This is a genomic window from Cupriavidus taiwanensis, assembly GCF_900250115.1.
GTDB classification, from domain to species: Bacteria; Pseudomonadota; Gammaproteobacteria; order Burkholderiales; family Burkholderiaceae; genus Cupriavidus; species Cupriavidus taiwanensis_B.
In genome coordinates this window covers 1,773,221-1,789,251 of the sequence record NZ_LT984804.1, presented here as the reverse complement: position 1 = coordinate 1,789,251, position 16,031 = coordinate 1,773,221, and the positions used below count along the sequence as shown (strand labels likewise).

Annotated in this window: 14 protein-coding genes and 2 tRNA genes; 13 read left to right on the top strand and 3 right to left on the bottom strand. The window is 69.1% G+C overall.

The window, feature by feature from the left end; genetic code table 11:
* Positions 1-94: 94 nt before the first annotated feature.
* The 6 genes from CBM2586_RS24795 to CBM2586_RS24770 all read left to right on the top strand — a co-directional run bounded on the left by CBM2586_RS24795 (position 95) and on the right by CBM2586_RS24770 (position 5,581).
* Positions 95-1,333, top strand: a complete 1,239-nt coding sequence (locus CBM2586_RS24795) for a GTP cyclohydrolase II (RefSeq protein ID WP_115664103.1) — start codon at positions 95-97, stop codon at positions 1,331-1,333.
* The gene (locus CBM2586_RS24790) at positions 1,330-2,625 is read left to right on the top strand and encodes a URC4/urg3 family protein (protein WP_115664104.1); all 1,296 of its coding nucleotides are present in this window, start codon (positions 1,330-1,332) and stop codon (positions 2,623-2,625) included. The genes CBM2586_RS24795 and CBM2586_RS24790 overlap by 4 nt, the downstream gene beginning before the upstream one ends.
* Positions 2,626-2,696: 71 nt before the next feature.
* Positions 2,697-3,392 carry a uracil phosphoribosyltransferase gene (gene upp / locus CBM2586_RS24785; protein WP_115664105.1) on the top strand — a complete coding sequence of 232 codons (696 nt, stop codon included), beginning with the start codon at positions 2,697-2,699 and terminating at the stop codon, positions 3,390-3,392.
* The gene (locus CBM2586_RS24780; RefSeq protein WP_115690416.1) at positions 3,392-4,072 is read left to right on the top strand and encodes a TetR/AcrR family transcriptional regulator; all 681 of its coding nucleotides are present in this window, start codon (positions 3,392-3,394) and stop codon (positions 4,070-4,072) included. Before upp ends, CBM2586_RS24780 begins: the two co-directional genes overlap by 1 nt.
* Positions 4,073-4,102: 30 nt before the next feature.
* Positions 4,103-5,389 carry an amidohydrolase family protein gene (locus CBM2586_RS24775; RefSeq protein WP_115690414.1) on the top strand — a complete coding sequence of 429 codons (1,287 nt, stop codon included), beginning with the start codon at positions 4,103-4,105 and terminating at the stop codon, positions 5,387-5,389.
* Between the two features lie 105 nt (positions 5,390-5,494).
* Positions 5,495-5,581: transfer RNA gene (locus tag CBM2586_RS24770), tRNA-Leu, on the top strand.
* A gap of 123 nt (positions 5,582-5,704) precedes the next feature.
* Here CBM2586_RS24770 and CBM2586_RS24765 read toward each other — a convergent pair.
* The gene (locus CBM2586_RS24765; protein ID WP_115690412.1) at positions 5,705-7,531 is read right to left on the bottom strand and encodes a GGDEF domain-containing protein; all 1,827 of its coding nucleotides are present in this window, start codon (positions 7,529-7,531) and stop codon (positions 5,705-5,707) included.
* A 104-nt stretch (positions 7,532-7,635) separates the two neighbouring features.
* On the opposite strand from CBM2586_RS24765, the gene CBM2586_RS24760 reads away from it, so the two are divergent.
* The gene (locus CBM2586_RS24760) at positions 7,636-8,712 is read left to right on the top strand and encodes a hydrolase (protein WP_373424267.1); all 1,077 of its coding nucleotides are present in this window, start codon (positions 7,636-7,638) and stop codon (positions 8,710-8,712) included.
* An 86-nt stretch (positions 8,713-8,798) separates the two neighbouring features.
* Here the strand turns inward: CBM2586_RS24760 and CBM2586_RS24755 are convergent.
* Both CBM2586_RS24755 and CBM2586_RS24750 read right to left on the bottom strand, forming a co-directional pair.
* A tRNA-Arg gene (locus tag CBM2586_RS24755) sits at positions 8,799-8,875 on the bottom strand.
* Positions 8,876-8,952: 77 nt separating this feature from the next.
* A complete protein-coding gene (locus CBM2586_RS24750; RefSeq protein WP_115690408.1) occupies positions 8,953-10,650 on the bottom strand; it encodes an MBL fold metallo-hydrolase in 1,698 nt (565 codons plus the stop codon).
* A gap of 251 nt (positions 10,651-10,901) precedes the next feature.
* Here CBM2586_RS24750 and CBM2586_RS24745 point away from each other — a divergent pair, with 251 nt between their 5' ends.
* The 6 genes from CBM2586_RS24745 to CBM2586_RS24720 all read left to right on the top strand — a co-directional run bounded on the left by CBM2586_RS24745 (position 10,902) and on the right by CBM2586_RS24720 (position 15,955).
* A complete protein-coding gene (locus CBM2586_RS24745; RefSeq protein ID WP_115690406.1) occupies positions 10,902-11,279 on the top strand; it encodes a short-chain fatty acid transporter in 378 nt (125 codons plus the stop codon).
* 198 nt (positions 11,280-11,477) lie between these two features.
* Positions 11,478-12,818, top strand: coding sequence for a short-chain fatty acid transporter (locus CBM2586_RS24740; protein WP_115690404.1), 1,341 nt, complete (start codon positions 11,478-11,480; stop codon positions 12,816-12,818).
* A gap of 37 nt (positions 12,819-12,855) precedes the next feature.
* Positions 12,856-13,152, top strand: a complete 297-nt coding sequence (locus CBM2586_RS24735) for a YciI family protein (protein WP_115664112.1) — start codon at positions 12,856-12,858, stop codon at positions 13,150-13,152.
* A gap of 48 nt (positions 13,153-13,200) precedes the next feature.
* Positions 13,201-13,485 (top strand): muconolactone Delta-isomerase, encoded by a 285-nt coding sequence (catC, locus tag CBM2586_RS24730; RefSeq protein WP_115664113.1) that lies wholly within the window; start codon positions 13,201-13,203, stop codon positions 13,483-13,485.
* 49 nt (positions 13,486-13,534) lie between these two features.
* Positions 13,535-14,314: a 3-oxoadipate enol-lactonase gene (gene pcaD, locus CBM2586_RS24725; RefSeq protein ID WP_115664114.1), complete on the top strand. Its 780-nt coding sequence runs from the start codon at positions 13,535-13,537 to the stop codon at positions 14,312-14,314.
* A gap of 228 nt (positions 14,315-14,542) precedes the next feature.
* Positions 14,543-15,955 (top strand): DUF1254 domain-containing protein, encoded by a 1,413-nt coding sequence (locus CBM2586_RS24720; RefSeq protein WP_115664115.1) that lies wholly within the window; start codon positions 14,543-14,545, stop codon positions 15,953-15,955.
* Positions 15,956-16,031 lie beyond the last annotated feature (76 nt).

Sequence of the window (16,031 nt, the reverse complement as noted above, 5' to 3'; positions counted from 1 at the left end):
GTAAACGGGCATTGGGCGATGGCACAAAGGTTGCCTAGTATGGAATTGTAAACCTGACCGCTTGGTCAGGATTCCATCGGGAACCGAGGATGTCATGTCCGACCATATCGTCCTGACTTCGCACGCGCGCCGCGACAAGCCGGCCGAGCCGATCCACTGGGGCGCCCCCACGGCGGCAGGGCGCGGACCGGTGATCGCCAGCCTGGGCAATCCGGCGCAGCGCAATGTGATCGGCACCCACGCCGGCGCCTATGCCATCTATCGGGCGCTCGCGGTCGCCTCCGGCACGCTGCAGCGCGACCACCGTCCCGACCTGACCGACACCGCCCCCGCCGAAGCGATCGGCCCGCATCCGCAGTGGGGCGACCCGGACAAGATCGTCTCGCTCGACCCCTGGGGGCACCTGGTGTCCAGCGTCTTCGCCGACCGCATCGCCGCCGGCGTCGATATCCGCCCGACCATCGCCGTGACCCGTGCGCACATCAACATGCCGGAGCTGGTCTCGGCTATCGCCGCGGGCCGGCTCAAGCCCGACGGCAACCTGCTGCATGCCAACGGCGACGTGCGCGTGACCAAGGCGGCGGTCGATCCGGTGTGGTATCTGCCCGGCATGGCGGCCCGCTTCGGCATCAAGGAAAGCGTGCTGCGCCGCAGCCTGTTCGAGCAGACCGGCGGCATGTTCCCGGAGCTGGTGACGCGGCCGGACCTTAAGGTTTTCTTGCCGCCGATCGGCGGCATGACGCTGTATTTCTTCGGTGATGTCAGCCAGCTGGGCCAGCCCGAGACCCGCGTGGCCTGCCGCGTGCATGATGAATGCAACGGATCGGATGTGTTCGGGTCAGACATCTGTACCTGCCGGCCATACCTGGCACACGGCATCGAGGTGTGCATCGAGATGGCGCAGCAGGGCGGTGTCGGGCTGGTGGTCTACAACCGCAAGGAGGGCCGCGCGCTGGGCGAGGTGACCAAGTTCCTGGTCTACAACGCCCGCAAGCGCCAGGTGGGCGGCGACCGCGCCGAAACTTATTTTGCCCGTACCGAATGCGTGGCGGGCGTGCAGGACATGCGTTTCCAGGAGCTGATGCCGGATGTGTTCCATTGGCTGGGCATCCGCCGCATCGACCGCTGGGCGTCGATGAGCAACATGAAGCACGGCGCGCTGGTGGCGCAGGGCATCGAGGTGGTCGAGCAGGTGGCGATCCCCGAGGCGCTGATCCCCGCCGACGCGCGTGTCGAGATCGACGCCAAGGTGGCCGCCGGCTACTTCACGCACTACACGCCGCCGGATGCGAACGAACTGGCCCTGGCAAAGGGCAGGGGGTTGAACGAATGACGAGGTATCCCGAGGACAGTGCCGGCAACGAAGGCCATGGCAACGGCTGGCTGAGCCCGGTGCCCGAAGGGCATCCCGCGGCGGCGCTGCTGTGCGCCGAGGCGGTGCGCACCCATTGCGCGGCAGTTACCGAACACGTGGCCAGCGGCGCGTCCGAGCGCTTCACCTGGCACCCGGACCGCGTGCATGCGATTGCCGATTACGTCGCCAGCACCATCCGGCAGCGCTATCCGGACCTGCAGGTGCCGTACCACAGCCGCTGGCGCCACTTCGAAAGCGGCGGGGGCGACCAGCGCACGGACCGCTGGCAGGTGCTGTGCGAGCGCGCCGCCCTGAGCGGGCCCGAACACCGCGAGGAGCGCGCCCGCATCGGCATCGACCTGGTGATTCCCAGCGTGCTGCTGGATGCGGGCGCCGGCCCGGAATGGCGCTACCGCGATCCGGCCAGCGACGCGGTGCTGACGCGCTCGGAAGGGCTGGGCGCGGCCAGCTTCGACCTGTTCGCGCGCGGCGGCTTTTCGGCGGCGCCGGGCGATCCACTGCGCGCGGATGCCGAGCGGCTGCAGCGCATCGACGCCGACAGCATTGCCCACGCCTTCCAGGTCGCGCAGCACAACCCGCTGGTGGGGCTGGAAGGCCGCGCCGGGCTGCTGCGCCGGCTGGGCGAGGTGATGGACGCGACCCCGGCGCTGTTCGGCCGGCCGGCGCGGCTCGGCAACCTCTATGACTACCTGAAGGCGCACGCCGTCGGCGGCCAGCTCGATGCCGGCTTCCTGCTGCGCACCTTGCTGGTGGGGCTCGGCCCGGTGTGGCCGGGGCGCATCGTGGTCGAGGGCGTGTCGCTGGGCGACTGCTGGCGCCACCCGGCGGCGCCGGGCGGGCTGGTGCCGTTCCACAAGCTGACCCAGTGGCTGACCTATTCGCTGCTGGAGCCGCTCGAGGACGCCGGCCTGACCGTGACCGGCCTGGATGCGCTGACCGGCCTGCCCGAGTACCGTAACGGCGGCCTGCTGTACGACTTCGAGCTGATGGTGCCGCGCGACCCGGGCTTCGCCGCCGAGCCGCACGCGGTGGATGAGCCCGTCATCGTCGAATGGCGCGCGCTGACCGTCAGCGGCCTGGACCTGGTGGCCGACTGCGTGCGCCAGGCGCTGGGCCTGGAGGAAGCGCAGTTCCCGCTGGCGCGCGTGCTCGAAGGCGGCACCTGGGCGGCGGGACGGCGCATCGCCGCCAAGCGCCGGCCCGGCGGCGCGCCGCCGTTTGCCATCACCAGCGACGGCACGGTCTTCTGAACGCGCGGCCGGCGGCGCGGGCGGCGTCGCTGGCAGGCTGGCTTGTGCAACGTGGCATCAGGAGCGTCATCATGAACGACATGTCCGCTGTTCCCGCAGTCGAGCCCGGCGAGCCGGATCCCGCCGACCTTGCCTGCCTGTCCGGGGTGATGGTGGTCGACCATCCGCTGGTGCAGCACAAGGTCACGCTGGTGCGCAGCGAGGAGACCACCACCGACAACTTCCGCCGCCTGGTGCGCGAGATCAGCCAGCTGCTGACCTACGAGGCCACGCGCGACCTGGCGATGGAGACCATCGCGATCCGCACGCCGATCGCGGCCACGCAGTCGCGCGTGCTGTCCGGCAAGAAGCTGTGCCTGGTGTCGATCCTGCGCGCGGGCAACGGCTTTATCGATGGCATGCTCGACCTGCTGCCGGCGGCGCGCGTCGGGCATATCGGCCTGTACCGCGACCCCGAGACGCTGGAGCCGATCGAGTATTACTTCAAGATGCCTGAGGACATCCAGGAACGCATGGTGATCGTGGTCGACCCGATGCTGGCCACCGGCAATTCGGCCATCGCCGCGCTGAACCGGCTCAGGGAGGCCGGTGTCACCACCATGAAGTATGTATGCCTGATCGCCTCGCGCCCGGGCCTGCGCGCCCTGCGCGCCGCGCATCCGGACGTCGGCATCGTCACCGCGGCCATCGACGAGACCCTCAACGAGCACGGCTATATCGTGCCCGGCCTGGGCGACGCCGGCGACCGCCTGTACGGCACGCGCTGATGGACCCGCGCGCCGGCCTCGCGCCGACACTGCGCGCGCCGACCGCGCGCGTGGCGGCTGGCGGCCGCATCCGGCAGGAGAACCAGGCCATGATCCTGCGCGCGGCCGAACATGTGTTTGCGCGCGCCGGGTTTGCCGGCGCCACCATGGCGGAGATCGCCATGCGCGCGGGCGTGCCCAAGTCGAACCTGCATTACTACTTCCGCACCAAGCAGGCGCTGTACCGGGCGGTGCTCGCGCACACGCTGCAGCTGTGGCTGTCGGAAGCCGACGTGATCCGCGCCGAACTGCCGCCGCAGGTGGCGCTGGAGCAGTACATCCGCGCCAAGATGCGGCTCTCGGCCAGCCATCCGGATGCGTCGCGGGTGTTCGCCAACGAACTGCTGCACGGCGCGCCCGAGATCGGCGAGGTGCTGCGCCATGCCTTGCGCGAACTGGTGTCGCGCAAGGCCGCGGTGGTGCAGCAGTGGATCGACCGCGGCCAGATGGCGCCGGTCGATCCGCAGCACCTGTTCTTCACCATCTGGGCCGCCACGCAGACCTACGCGGACTTTGAAGCGCAGGTGTGCGCGGTGCTGGGTATCAGCCGGCTGCAGCCGCAGGACTATGCGCATGCCACCGAGCACGTGGTGGTGATGCTGCTGCGCGGCTGCGGCCTGGCGCCGGTGCCGCTGGCCTGAGATCCCATACCGGATACCACCACATCGCCCATGCTCGACCTGATCCTGCGGCATTGCAACCTGCCCGACGGGCGCACCGGCATCGACATCGGCATTGCCGACGGGCGCATCGCCGCAGTCGAGCCAGCCCTGGCCACGCGCGCCGGCGAAGAGATCGACGCGGCCGGCCAGCTGGTGACGCCGCCGTTCGTCGACGCGCACTTCCATATGGATTCGACGCTGTCGTACGGGCTGCCGCGCGTGAACCAGTCGGGCACGCTGCTGGAGGGCATTGCGCTGTGGGGCGAGCTCAAGCCGTTGCTGACGCAGGATGCCATCGTCGAGCGCGCGCTTGCCTATTGCGACTGGGCCGTGGCGCGCGGGCTGCTGGCGATCCGCTCGCATGTCGATGTGTGCGATCCGCGCCTGCTGGCGGTGGAGGCGCTGCTGCACGTGCGCGAACGCGTGCGGCCATACCTGGACCTGCAGCTGGTGGCTTTCCCGCAGGACGGCGTGCTGCGCGCGCCCGGCGCGCTCGCCAATCTGAAGCGCGCGCTCGAGCTGGGGGTCGACGTGGTCGGCGGCATTCCGCAGTTCGAGCGCACCATGGCGCAGGGGGCCGAATCGGTGCGGCTGCTGTGCGAGCTGGCGGCGCAGCGCGGCCTGCGCGTCGACATGCATTGCGACGAAAGCGACGATCCGCTGTCGCGCCATATCGAGACCCTTGCCAGCGAAACCGTGCGGCTGGGCCTGCAGGGCAGGGTGGCGGGATCGCACCTGACCTCGATGCATTCGATGGACAACTACTACGTGTCCAAGCTGATCCCGCTGATGCGCGAAGCGGGCGTGGCGGCGATCGCCAATCCGCTGATCAACATCACGCTGCAGGGGCGGCACGACACCTATCCGCGGCGCCGCGGCATGACGCGCGTGCCCGAGCTGATGGCGGCCGGCGTGCCGGTAGCCTTCGGCCACGATTGCGTGATGGACCCGTGGTATGGCCTGGGCTCCGGCGACATGCTGGAAGTCGCGCACATGGGCCTGCACGTGGCGCAGATGACCGGGCAGGAGGCGATGCGCGCCTGCTTCGACGCGGTCACCGCCACGCCGGCGCGCATCCTGGGGCTGGAGGACTATGGCCTGGCGCCGGGCTGCCGCGCCGACCTGGTGCTGCTGCAGGCGCGCGATCCGGTCGAGGCGATCCGGCTGCGCGCCACGCGGCTGCGCGTGCTGCGCGCCGGCAAGACCGTCGCCACCATGCCGGCGGCGACCGCGGCGCTGGCGCTGCCGGGACGGCCGGCGCAGGTGGATTTCCGGCGCGGCGGCGGTGCGGCATAGCGTGCACAAAGTTTTTTGCAGGCGGGTGTTGACAGTGCCCTCGGCACTCGGCATAATTTCGTTCTTCGCATCGCAGTTGCAAAGCAGTCGCAGCAGCAATACGAAGCCCAGATGGCGGAATTGGTAGACGCACTAGGTTCAGGTCCTAGCGGTGGCAACACTGTGGAGGTTCGAGTCCTCTTCTGGGCACCAAAATTCGGAAAGGCTCGCGCAAGCGAGCCTTTTTTCGTTTCAGGCCATGCTCCATGGCAGCCAGGTCCGCGCGAGCGGGCTTTTTTTTGTCGGTTGTTTGCGGACGCGGCCTGGGCCGACGGTTCATCGCGCCGGCATCCCCTCCAGGTCCTGCGCCTCGCGCACGCAATTGCGCCCGTCCGCCTTGGCGCGGTACATGGCTGCGTCGGCCGCGCCGAACAGGCGCTGCCAGTGGCTCGCACCGCCGTGGCCGATGGCGACGCCGAAGCTGGCGGTCACGCCAAGCCGGGTGGTGCCGGACAGGTAGACCGGCCGCGCCGCGACGGCCGCGCGCAGCGTCTCGGCCAGCGCCGCGGCTTCGCCGGGCCGCCCGTGCGGCAGCCACAGCGCAAACTCCTCGCCGCCGAAGCGGGCCAGCACGCCCTCGGCCGGCACCAGCGCGCGCATCTGCGCGGCGATGTCGCGCAACACCTGGTCGCCGGCGGCGTGGCCGTGGCGGTCATTGATCTGCTTGAAGCGGTCGACGTCGATCAGCACCAGGCTGGCGTGCTGGTGCGCGCCGTAGCGGGCCGCCACCAGTTCCAGCGCACGCCGGTTCAGCAGGCCGGTAAGGCTGTCGGTGCGAGCCTGCTGCTCCAGTTGCGCGGTCAGCGCGGCGCGCTCGCGCAGCTTGCGGCGCAGGATGTCGATGGCATCGAACAGGCGCCGCATCTCGGCGGCCTGGCCGGTGCGCCTGGCCAGCATGGCGGCCCCCGATGGCGGGGTCGCGTGCGGCTGGCCGCGGTCCTCGGCCAGCGCGATCACCTCCGCCCGCGCGCGCAGCAGCGGCAGGAACACCGCGCGCCGCGCGAACACCAGCATGTAGCCCAGCACCGCGAGGATCAGCGCCGAAGTGCCGCACGCGGCCGCGAGCCGGCGCAGCGCGCGCTCGCGCGTGCTGGTGAAATGCGCCACCACTTCGTCCAGGAACACGCTGCGCAGCCGCTCCAGCGGCTCCAGCGTGGGCACGTAGCGGTTGGTCAGTTCGGTGGGCGTCATCGAGTAGTTGCCCGAGATGCGCCCCTGCGCGACCAGGCTGTCGACCATGGCCACGCCGCGGCCGAAGAACTGGTGGCCGGCGTCGGCATAAGCCTGCTCCAGCGCCGGCGCCGCGCCGAACATGTCGTAAGCCGGCCCGGCCAGCTGCCACAGCGCCAGCAGCCGTCCACGCGAGCGGGTCGCGTCGACCATGCTCTGCACCGGCATCGGCTGGCGCGCTGCCACCGGTGCCATGATCTGCGACGCCATGCGCCCCGCATACTCGCGCAGGTCGCCCAGCATCTTGCCGGTCAGCGCGGGCGCGGCCAGCCCGTCATCGCAAACGGAAAGCTCGCGCACCTGCCAGGCGATGGCAGGCTGCAGTGCGTCGACGACCTCGAACATGCCTTCGATGGCGTGGCGGATTTCGTCCATGTCGCGCTGCTGCGGCACGCGCGCGGCGAGCTCGTCGATCTCGGCGCGCGCCCGCGCCAGGCGCTCGCGCACGCGCTCGACCATCAGCGGCGGCAGGTGGTGGCCGTGCAGGCCGAAGGGGACGGGCGGCGGCGCCGACAGCCGTGCCAGCGCGGCGTCGCTGCGGGCGCGGAACGCCTGCAGGCGCTCGCGCGCGGCGCTGTGGAGTAAGGGAGGCTCGCCCAGCACGCTGTTGGCCGGGCCGCGTTCGGCGGAAAGCGTGTTGGCCGCGTCCAGCACGTCGCGGTACGCCGAGATGTCGTACAGGTTCTGCCGGGCTGCGGCGAAGTCGCCGTACGAGGCGGCGATCACCAGCGCGGCCAGCACCACCGTGCACAGGCCGCCCGCCGTGGTGGCCACCGCCAGTTTGCGCTGCAGGCTGCGGCGCGGTCCGTTGCCGGCGGCCAGCGCAGTGCCGTTGCCGGGATCAAGCTGTCGGGCACGTTGCCGCAGGGCCATGCTGTCTCCACCCGGCTGCCAGCGGCCGGGCCATGCGTGGAAATTCTGTCATTCCCGACATTATTGACGAAAAGGCCCCGGCACCTGTCCAAATCTTCTGCGATTTGCGCCAGCGGCAGCCGCTCTCCGGCAAGTTCGCGCGGGCGCGCGCAGCCGAACATTCGCGGCTAACGCTGGCGGGGCATTTGACCTATGCTCAAGCTCATCGGGCAGGCTCTTATAACGTCCCGAAGGTGGTTGCCATGACTGTGGTCTTGTCATCATCGACAGAGAGGGAGGCGGGGACCAGCCCCGGATGGCACGGCTGTGCCGCGCATCCCGGCATCGTCCACCATCACCTGCATTTCTGCGCCATGCTGGCCATGCTGATGTGTGCGCTGGCCCACGCGGACGAAGCCTTGCCGGATTTCCAGGGCCCGTCTGCCTCTGACCTGCCGCTGCAGGCCAGCCTCGCGCTAGCGGATCCGGCGGATCCGGCGGATCCGACGCAACCGGCGCAGGTTTTTGGGCAACCGGCCGACGGCTCCGACGCGAGCGGCTGGATGGTCCAGCCGCTCGAGCCGGTGGTGGTCGAATACGCGGCCGTGCCCGCGCCATCCTCATCCTCGTCTTCTTCCACCTTGCCGCGCGCCAGCGGCGCCGGGCCCGATGACGATGCCCCCGGTGTTGCCGCCGTGGACCGCGAGACCGCCTCCATGCCGGAGCGTGGGCGTCGCCTGTCGCTGCATCTCGATGACATCACCGCTGCCAGCGGTTTTGCCGACCATCGCATGCGCGCCATGGCGCTCGCGGTTGATGCCGTGGTGCCGCGCGCGGGCGGGCTGACCATCCAGCCGCGGCTGCAGCTGGCCTACCAGCCCGGCATGAGCGCGGACCCGAACAAGTTGTCGGACACCATGCCCGGCGATGCCAGCGCCACCGGCATCGGCGTGCGCCTTTACGGCGCGCAGCCGACGCGGCTGGCCGGCATCTATCCGTTCGTCGAGGCCGACTGGTGGCAGGAAAGCCGCAAGCAGGTCATCAATATCAACGGCACCAAGATCGATGCCGACCTGCTGCGCGGACTGTTCTCGTTCAATATCGGCGCGCATGGCAATACCAAGACCGGCGTGAAGCTGTGGTTCAAGGTCCGGGCCGGGCGCAACCCGAGCGGCACCGTCGGCGCGAGATATCGGTGGTAGGTGTGGTGGGGGCAGCCGCGCGTGACAGGCGCGCGGCGACAAAAAAGGGCTTCCGTTTCCGGAAGCCCTTTTTCTTTCTGCATAGGTGGCGCGGCTGGCAGGATTCGAACCCACGACCCCTTGGTTCGTAGCCAAGTACTCTATCCAACTGAGCTACAGCCGCACACGAGAGGCGCAATTGTATCGCAATTATTGAATTGCGCAAGCCCCCCGCCGAAAAATCTTCAACGGCCGCCGCCCTCAGCCCGCGGCTTCCGACCAGACCCCATCCGCCTCCTGCGCCTTGCCTTCGTCGCGCAGCTTGAGCAGGTGCGCCAGCAGCGAGCGCTGCGCCACCGGATGCATGCGCGCCGGCACATCGTCATAGACGCGCAGCACCAGTTCGCCGAGCGCGGCAGGGCCGAGTTCGCGCAGCGCGGCGGCGACCTTGGCCTCGCGCTGCAGGCGGTGGCGCACCAGGATGCGGATGGCATCCTGCGGGCGTGCGATCAGGAAGCCGTGCCCCGGCGCCAGCCACTCCAGGTCTTCTTCCTGCAGCGCCGCGAGCGAGTCGAGGTAGGCGCGCATGTCGCCATCGGGCGGACCGATCACCACCGTCGAGCCCTGCATCACGTGGTCGCCGGTGAAGAGCGTCTTTTCTTCCTCGAGCAGGTAGCAGAGGTGGTTGGACGCATGGCCCGGGGTGTGGCAGACCCGCAGCGTGCAGTCGTCGGCCAGGGCCAGGCGCTCGCCGTGCCGCAGTTCGCGCTGCGGCGCGAAGGTGGCGTCCTGCCAGGGGCCGGTGGGTGCGGCGCGTCCGAGCACGGTGGCGCCGGTGGCGGCCTGCAATGCCGCCGCCGCCGGCGAATGGTCCAGGTGCGTGTGCGTGGCGAGGATCCAGCGGATCGGGCCGGGCGCCGCGTCCAGGATGGCGCGCACATGCTCGCCATCGTCCGGGCCCGGATCGATCACGGCCCATTCATTGCGCGCGCCGCCGCCGACCAGGTAGGTGTTGGTGCCCGGGCCGGTCATCACGCTGCCGTTGTTGGCGGTGACGCGCCATACCCGCTGCGACAGTTGCACCGGCACGCCGGGTGCAAGCTCGTAGCGGCCGTGCACCTTGCCGTCGGGATCGATGCGGCCGATCTCGGCGTAGCACGGCTCGTTCGGCATCACCGGGCGCACCCCGGCCGCGCCGTTCGCCAGCCGCGGCATGATGCAGGCGATGCCGCGCAGTTGCGAAAAATACGCAAAGCAGGCGGCGGCGGTCTCGAACTGCGCGATCGAACCCAGCGTGCGGCGGGTGACATGCATCATCGGCAGGCCGCTGGCCGGGTCGGCGGCCTCGGCCGGGCGCACCCAGCGGTGCTCGACGATCTCGGTGCCGTCGGGCACGGCCAGCTGGCCTTCGGGAGCGATGGCGACGAAGAAGCGGGTGTCGAAACGCTTGGGCAGGCCGGGCGGTGTCAGCCAGTAGCTGTGATAAGCAAGGCGGTCCGCCGCCAGACGCAGGCCCAGTTGCTCGCAGGCCTGGGCCAGCCCGGGGCCGCCGCGTTGCACGGCCTCGCGCAGCAGGGACTGCTGGGCGGCGTCCAGTTCGTGCGGCGCGCGCAGGTGCCCTTGATGGTCGCAGGCGAACAGCAGGCCGGCCTCTTCGAAGCATTCGCGCACCGCGGCCAGGTAAAAGTCCAGGCCGCTGGCCGGCAGGCCCAGGCGTTCGCTGGCGAGCACGTCATCCAGGCCGTGGGCGTGAGCGTGCAGGTGCCGGTCTTGCGCATCGAGGGTGCCACCGGGAAAAACATAGGCGCCGCTGCTGCGGTCGTTGGCGCGTTCGACGCGGCGCACCAGCAGCACTTCCATGCCGGCGGGCGCGTCGCGCACCACCAGCAGGCTGGCGGCCGTGCGCAGCAGTGGGGTGGGATTGGCGGGGCGGTTGCCGCTTGTCTCTGTAGTTGTCATGGGGTCGGCATCGTGGGTTGTACGCGCGGCGCGCCAGGGGCAAGCCAGGGCGCCGCCGCGTGCGCTAGTTTAGCTGCGTTCGCGGATTCGAAAGTCCGGGGAATCCCGGCGCCGCGGCCGCTGCCACGGTCCTCCTGGCCCCGGGGCGCGGACGGACGGGCTTTGGCTTTTCCGGCCACAGGCAGTAACCTGATGGCTCCGCTTCACTTTCCGGAGCGCCACCGCCGGCGCTCCCATAGGAGGAGGTCCGCGTGATCCGAGCTTCTTATCTGTGCCTGACGGTTGCGTGCCTGGTGGCGGCCTGCGGGACGCCGCCACAGCTGGCACCGCGCCCGGTGCCGCCGCCCGCCACCCACATTACGGTCGACCCCCAGGCCATGTCGCGCGCGGCATCCGCGGCCTGCGAGCCGGCGGTCGCGGAAGCCCTCCAGCGCCGTTATCCGCAACCCGGCAGTGTCATGCTGCTGGCCGACCGCGAACAGTACTACCAGCGCCCCAACGCGCAGACCTCGGTCAACGGCGAAGGCGTGTTCGAGCCGGACGACAGCTCGGCCGCAATCGGCTTCCACTACGCCTGCCTGTACAACGCGCGCACCGGCAAGGTCGACGATGTCCAGATGCGCTACTGAACCGCGCCGTCGCTCCACCGAAAATACGGGGCGCACAAGCGCGTAACTATTGCGCTAAACAGCGGTAATCGCGGCTTCCCATTTCCTTGACCTGTCGGTCTAACGACCTTTAGCATAGCCACGCGCCTTCGCTAAGTTCGCATATAGAACTGTGGTTCTAATGGCGTAACGTTAGCCGACTCTGGAGACTAGGAAGTCATGAACAAGATCGCCGGGTTCTTCACCGAACTCATGCGCCGGTACCTGCCGGATCCCTTTGTATTTGCCATCGGCCTGACGCTGCTGACCATGGCGCTGGCAGTGCTGGTGCAGGGGCAGGCGGCGCCGGCGGTGATCGCCAGCTGGGGCAAGGGCTTCTGGAACCTGCTGGCCTTCACCACGCAGATGGCCGTGATCCTGGCGATGGGCTACGTGCTGGCCACCGCGCCGCTGACCGACCGCATGCTGGACCGCATCGTCGGCGCCGTGCATACGCCGCGCACCGCAATTATCGTCGCCACGCTGGTGGGCGGCATCGGCAGCTACCTGAACTGGGGCTTCGGCCTGGTCATCGGCGGCATCATCGCCAAGAAGCTGGCGCTCAAGGTCCGCGGCGTGCATTACCCGCTGATCATCGCTTCGGCATACAGCGGCTTCACGCTGTACGGCCTGGGCCTGTCGGCCAGCATTCCGGTGCTGATCTCGACCCCGGGGCACCCGATGGAAAAAGCCATGGGCGTGATTCCGCTGTCGGAGACCATCTTCTCGACGCCGATGCTGCTGACGAGCCTGGCGGTGATCGTCACGCTGCCGCTGCTCAACGCCTGGCTGCACCCGCGCCATCCGGCCGAAGTGGTCGAGATCCGCCGCGAGCAGGAACCGGCGCGGACCGAGGCCGGCCCGGCGCACAGCATCGGCGGCAAGGACACCCTGGCCGGGCGCCTGAACCACAGCCGCATCCTGAGCCTGGCGATCGGACTGTGCGGCATGGCCTATGCCGTCATCTACTTCACCCAGGGCGGCTCGCTGGACCTGAACCTGATCAACTTCCTGATCCTGTTCGGCGGGGTGCTGCTGCTGGGCACGCCGGTCAACTACGTGGCCAAGCTCAACGAAGGCATCAAGACCATTTCCGGCATCATCCTGCAGTATCCGTTCTATGCAGGCATCATGGCGATCATGGCCGGTTCGGGTCTGGTGGATACCATCTCGCGCGTGTTCGTCGACATCGCCACGCCGCAGACGCTGCCGTTCTGGGGGCTGGTCAGTTCCTTCGTGATCAACTTCTTCGCGCCGTCGGGCGGCGGCCACTGGGTGATCCAGGGGCCGTTCATGGTCGATGCCGCCAAGGCCATCAACAGCTCGGTCAGCCAGACGTCGATGTCGGTGATGCTCGGCAACGCCTGGAACGACCTGGTGCAGCCGTTCTGGATCCTGCCCGCGCTGGCGCTGTCGAAGCTGAACCTGAAGGACGTGATGGGCTACACCGTGATCATGATGTTCTGGGTTGGCCTGATCTATATCGCTGCGATGCTGATGTGGGGCGCGCAGATTGCCTGACTTTGATGCCCGGCCGCAAGGCCGACAGGAGAACCGCATGCCGTACCTGATCGAAACCGTCGACAAGCTCAACCACCAGCACGTGCGCCAGGCCACCCGCGCCAGCCACCTGGAATACCTGGAGACCAACAAGGCGCTGCTGCTGGCCTGCGGCGCCAAGCTCAACGATGACGGCTCCGACGCCGGTGGCGGTGTCTATATCGTCGATGTCGACAGCCGCGAGGCCGCGCAGCGTTTTATCGACGCCGACCCGTTCGCCGCGGCGGGCCTGTTTGCCGAGGTGCGCATCGTGCGCTGGCGCAAGGCCTATCTCGACGGCACCTGCCGTCTGTAAACCGGGCCGCGCACGCTGCCCCATCGCCACCCAACCCCAGGAGACCTCATGCTGTTCATGGCCGAAATGACCGTCAGGATTCCCGCATCGCTCGACCCGCAACTGGTCGAGCAACTCAAGGCCGATGAAAAGGCCATGTCGCAGCGCCTGCAGCGCGAAGGCAAATGGCGCCACCTGTGGCGCGTGGTGGGCCAGTACGCCAACGTCAGCATCTTCGACGTCAGCGACAACGATGAACTGCACACCTTGCTGACCGCGCTGCCGCTGTACCCGTACATGGAGATCAAGGTCACGCCGCTGGCCCAGCACGGTTCCGCGATCGCGCAGAACTGAGCCGGTCCCGCCTTGCGGCACCGCCCGTGATCCCCGACTGACCGATACCATGCCCTTCGCCGATCTTCCCGACGTTCGTTTGCACTACCGCCTCGATGGCGCCGAGCACCTGCCGGTGCTGGTGCTGTCCAACTCCCTTGGCACCAACCTGGACATGTGGGCGCCGCAGGTGGATGCCTTCAGTCAGCATTTCCGCGTGCTGCGCTATGACACGCGCGGGCATGGCCAGTCGTCGGTGCCGCCGGGTCCCTACGGCATCGCGCAACTGGGCGGCGATGTGATCGGGCTGCTCGACCAGCTTGGCATCGGGCAGGCCAGCTTCTGCGGCCTGTCGATGGGCGGCATCACCGGCATGTGGCTGGCGCTGAACCATGCGCCGCGGCTGCGCAAGCTGGTGCTGTGCAATACCGCGGCGTATATCGGCCCGCCCGAGAACTGGACCAATCGCGCCGCGGCGGTCGAGCGCGACGGCGTGGCGTCGATCGCCGCGGCGGTGGTCGACAAGTGGCTGACGCCGGCCTACGCGGCCGCGCATCCGGAACTGGTGGCGTCGCTGCGCGCCATGCTCGGCGCCAGCCCGGCCGCGGGCTATGCCGCCAACTGCGTGGCGGTGCGAGACGCCGACCTGCGCGCCGGGATCGGCGCCATTGCCGCGCCCACGCTGGTGATTGCCGGCTCCGGCGACCTGCCCACGCCGCCGCGCGATGGCGTGTATCTGGCGCAGACGATTCCCGCCGCGCACTACGTCGAGCTGGAAGCCGCGCATCTCTCCAACCTGGAGCAGGCACAGGCCTTCAGCAAGGTCGTGGTCGATTTCCTGACGCGCTGAGGCGCGGCCGGCCGGGCTTTTCGTAGTCCGGTCGCGTGGCTTATCATGCACCCCTTCGCCGTGAGTTCTTGCCGTTGGTGCGCCCGGTCCCGGATCCCCGCATCCGAGTCATTGACAGCCCGCTAGCGCGCGGACAAGATGCGCGGACATATGCGCCTTCGGGACGACATGCCGGCAGTCATAGCCGAAATGCCCGGAGCACACGCAAGAACTTTGGGAATCGGGGTCATGAAGCCTATCTTTCGTCAATTGGCGGGCGCGGTCACGCTCGCCGTCATGCTGTCCGGCTGCGCCACCGGGCCCGACTATGCCGGCAACCCGGCGGCCGCCGAGCAGCCGCCCTCCGACCAGGCCATGAAGGCCTTGTCCGCCGAGGTCTTTACCTTTGCCTATCCGATGGTGCTGATGGACGTGACGCGCGAGCTGATGACGCTGCGCACGCCCGCCAACACCTTCAGCCACAAGCGCACCTTCCCCGACGCCACCTTCACCGATGTGGTCAGTCCCAATGCCGACACGCTGTACTCGTCGGCGTGGCTGGACCTGTCGCGCGAGCCGGTGATCCTGTCCGTGCCCGATACGCGCGGGCGCTATTACCTGATGCCGCTGATGGATGCCTGGACCAATGTGTTTGCCGCGCCGGGCAAGCGCACCACCGGCACCCGCCGCGGCAATTTCGCCATCACCGGTCCGGACTGGCGCGGCACGCTGCCCAAGGGCGTGCAGGAAATCCGCTCGCCCACCTCGATGGTCTGGCTGATCGGCCGCACCCAGGCCAGCGGCAAGCAGGATTTCGCGGCGGTGCACCGGCTGCAGGACCAGTACCGGCTGACCCCGCTGTCGGCCTGGGGCGGCGGCCGTCGCGTGCCGGACAAGGCCGCCGCGCGGCCCTCGCTGGACCCCGACAGCGCGCCGGTCGAGCAGGTGGCGGCGATGGACGCGCAGGCGTTCTTCACGCGCTTTGCCGCGCTGCTGCCGGCCAATCCGCCGGCACCGGCCGACAGCGCCATGGTCGAAAAGATGCGTCGCATGGGCATCCGCCCGGGCGTGCCGTTCAAGACCACGGTGATGGAGCCGTCCACCGCGCGGGCCGTTCAGGAAGGGGCCACGGCCGCGCTGGCGGCGATCGAGCAGGCGGCGCGCAAGGGCAACGCCGATGCCGGCAACGGCTGGGTCATGCATCGCGACCTGGGCACCTACGGCACCAGCTATGGCCGCCGCGCGGTCACGGCGTGGGTCGGTCTGGGCGCCAACCTGCCGGAGGACGCGATCTACGCCTCCACCCGCACCGACGCCAACGGCAAGCCGCTGCAGGGCGGGGCCCGTTACGTGCTGCACTTCGACAGGAACCAGCTGCCGCCGGCGCGCGCATTCTGGTCGCTGACGCTGTACAACGAGCGCCAGGCGTTCGTGCCTAACCCGATCCAGCGCTACGCCATCGGCAGCCGCGACCGCCTGCGCTACAACCGCGACGGCTCGCTCGACATCTACATCCAGCATGAGCGCCCGGCCGGCGCCAACGCCGCCAACTGGCTGCCGGCGCCGCCCGATGGCCTCAACATGATGCTGCGCGCGTACTGGCCGGAACAGGCGCTGCTGGACGGCAGCTGGATGCCGCCGCCGGTGATGCGCGTGAACTGATCTGCGTGGCGCCCGCAGGCAAACAGGCCGCATGCCCTGATCGGCATGCGGCCTGTTTGCTGATGCTGCGTTGTCT

What these genes read in the sequence shown, in the direction of transcription:
- CBM2586_RS24795 (WP_115664103.1), top strand. Translation starts at nt 95, where the DNA reads ATGTCCGACCATATCGTCCTGACTTCGCACGCGCGCCGCGACAAGCCG.
- CBM2586_RS24790 (WP_115664104.1), top strand. Translation starts at nt 1,330, where the DNA reads ATGACGAGGTATCCCGAGGACAGTGCCGGCAACGAAGGCCATGGCAAC.
- upp (WP_115664105.1), top strand. Translation starts at nt 2,697, where the DNA reads ATGAACGACATGTCCGCTGTTCCCGCAGTCGAGCCCGGCGAGCCGGAT.
- CBM2586_RS24780 (WP_115690416.1), top strand. Translation starts at nt 3,392, where the DNA reads ATGGACCCGCGCGCCGGCCTCGCGCCGACACTGCGCGCGCCGACCGCG.
- CBM2586_RS24775 (WP_115690414.1), top strand. Translation starts at nt 4,103, where the DNA reads ATGCTCGACCTGATCCTGCGGCATTGCAACCTGCCCGACGGGCGCACC.
- CBM2586_RS24765 (WP_115690412.1), bottom strand. Translation starts at nt 7,531, where the DNA reads ATGGCCCTGCGGCAACGTGCCCGACAGCTTGATCCCGGCAACGGCACT.
- CBM2586_RS24750 (WP_115690408.1), bottom strand. Translation starts at nt 10,650, where the DNA reads ATGACAACTACAGAGACAAGCGGCAACCGCCCCGCCAATCCCACCCCA.
- CBM2586_RS24740 (WP_115690404.1), top strand. Translation starts at nt 11,478, where the DNA reads ATGAACAAGATCGCCGGGTTCTTCACCGAACTCATGCGCCGGTACCTG.
- CBM2586_RS24735 (WP_115664112.1), top strand. Translation starts at nt 12,856, where the DNA reads ATGCCGTACCTGATCGAAACCGTCGACAAGCTCAACCACCAGCACGTG.
- catC (WP_115664113.1), top strand. Translation starts at nt 13,201, where the DNA reads ATGCTGTTCATGGCCGAAATGACCGTCAGGATTCCCGCATCGCTCGAC.
- pcaD (WP_115664114.1), top strand. Translation starts at nt 13,535, where the DNA reads ATGCCCTTCGCCGATCTTCCCGACGTTCGTTTGCACTACCGCCTCGAT.
- CBM2586_RS24720 (WP_115664115.1), top strand. Translation starts at nt 14,543, where the DNA reads ATGAAGCCTATCTTTCGTCAATTGGCGGGCGCGGTCACGCTCGCCGTC.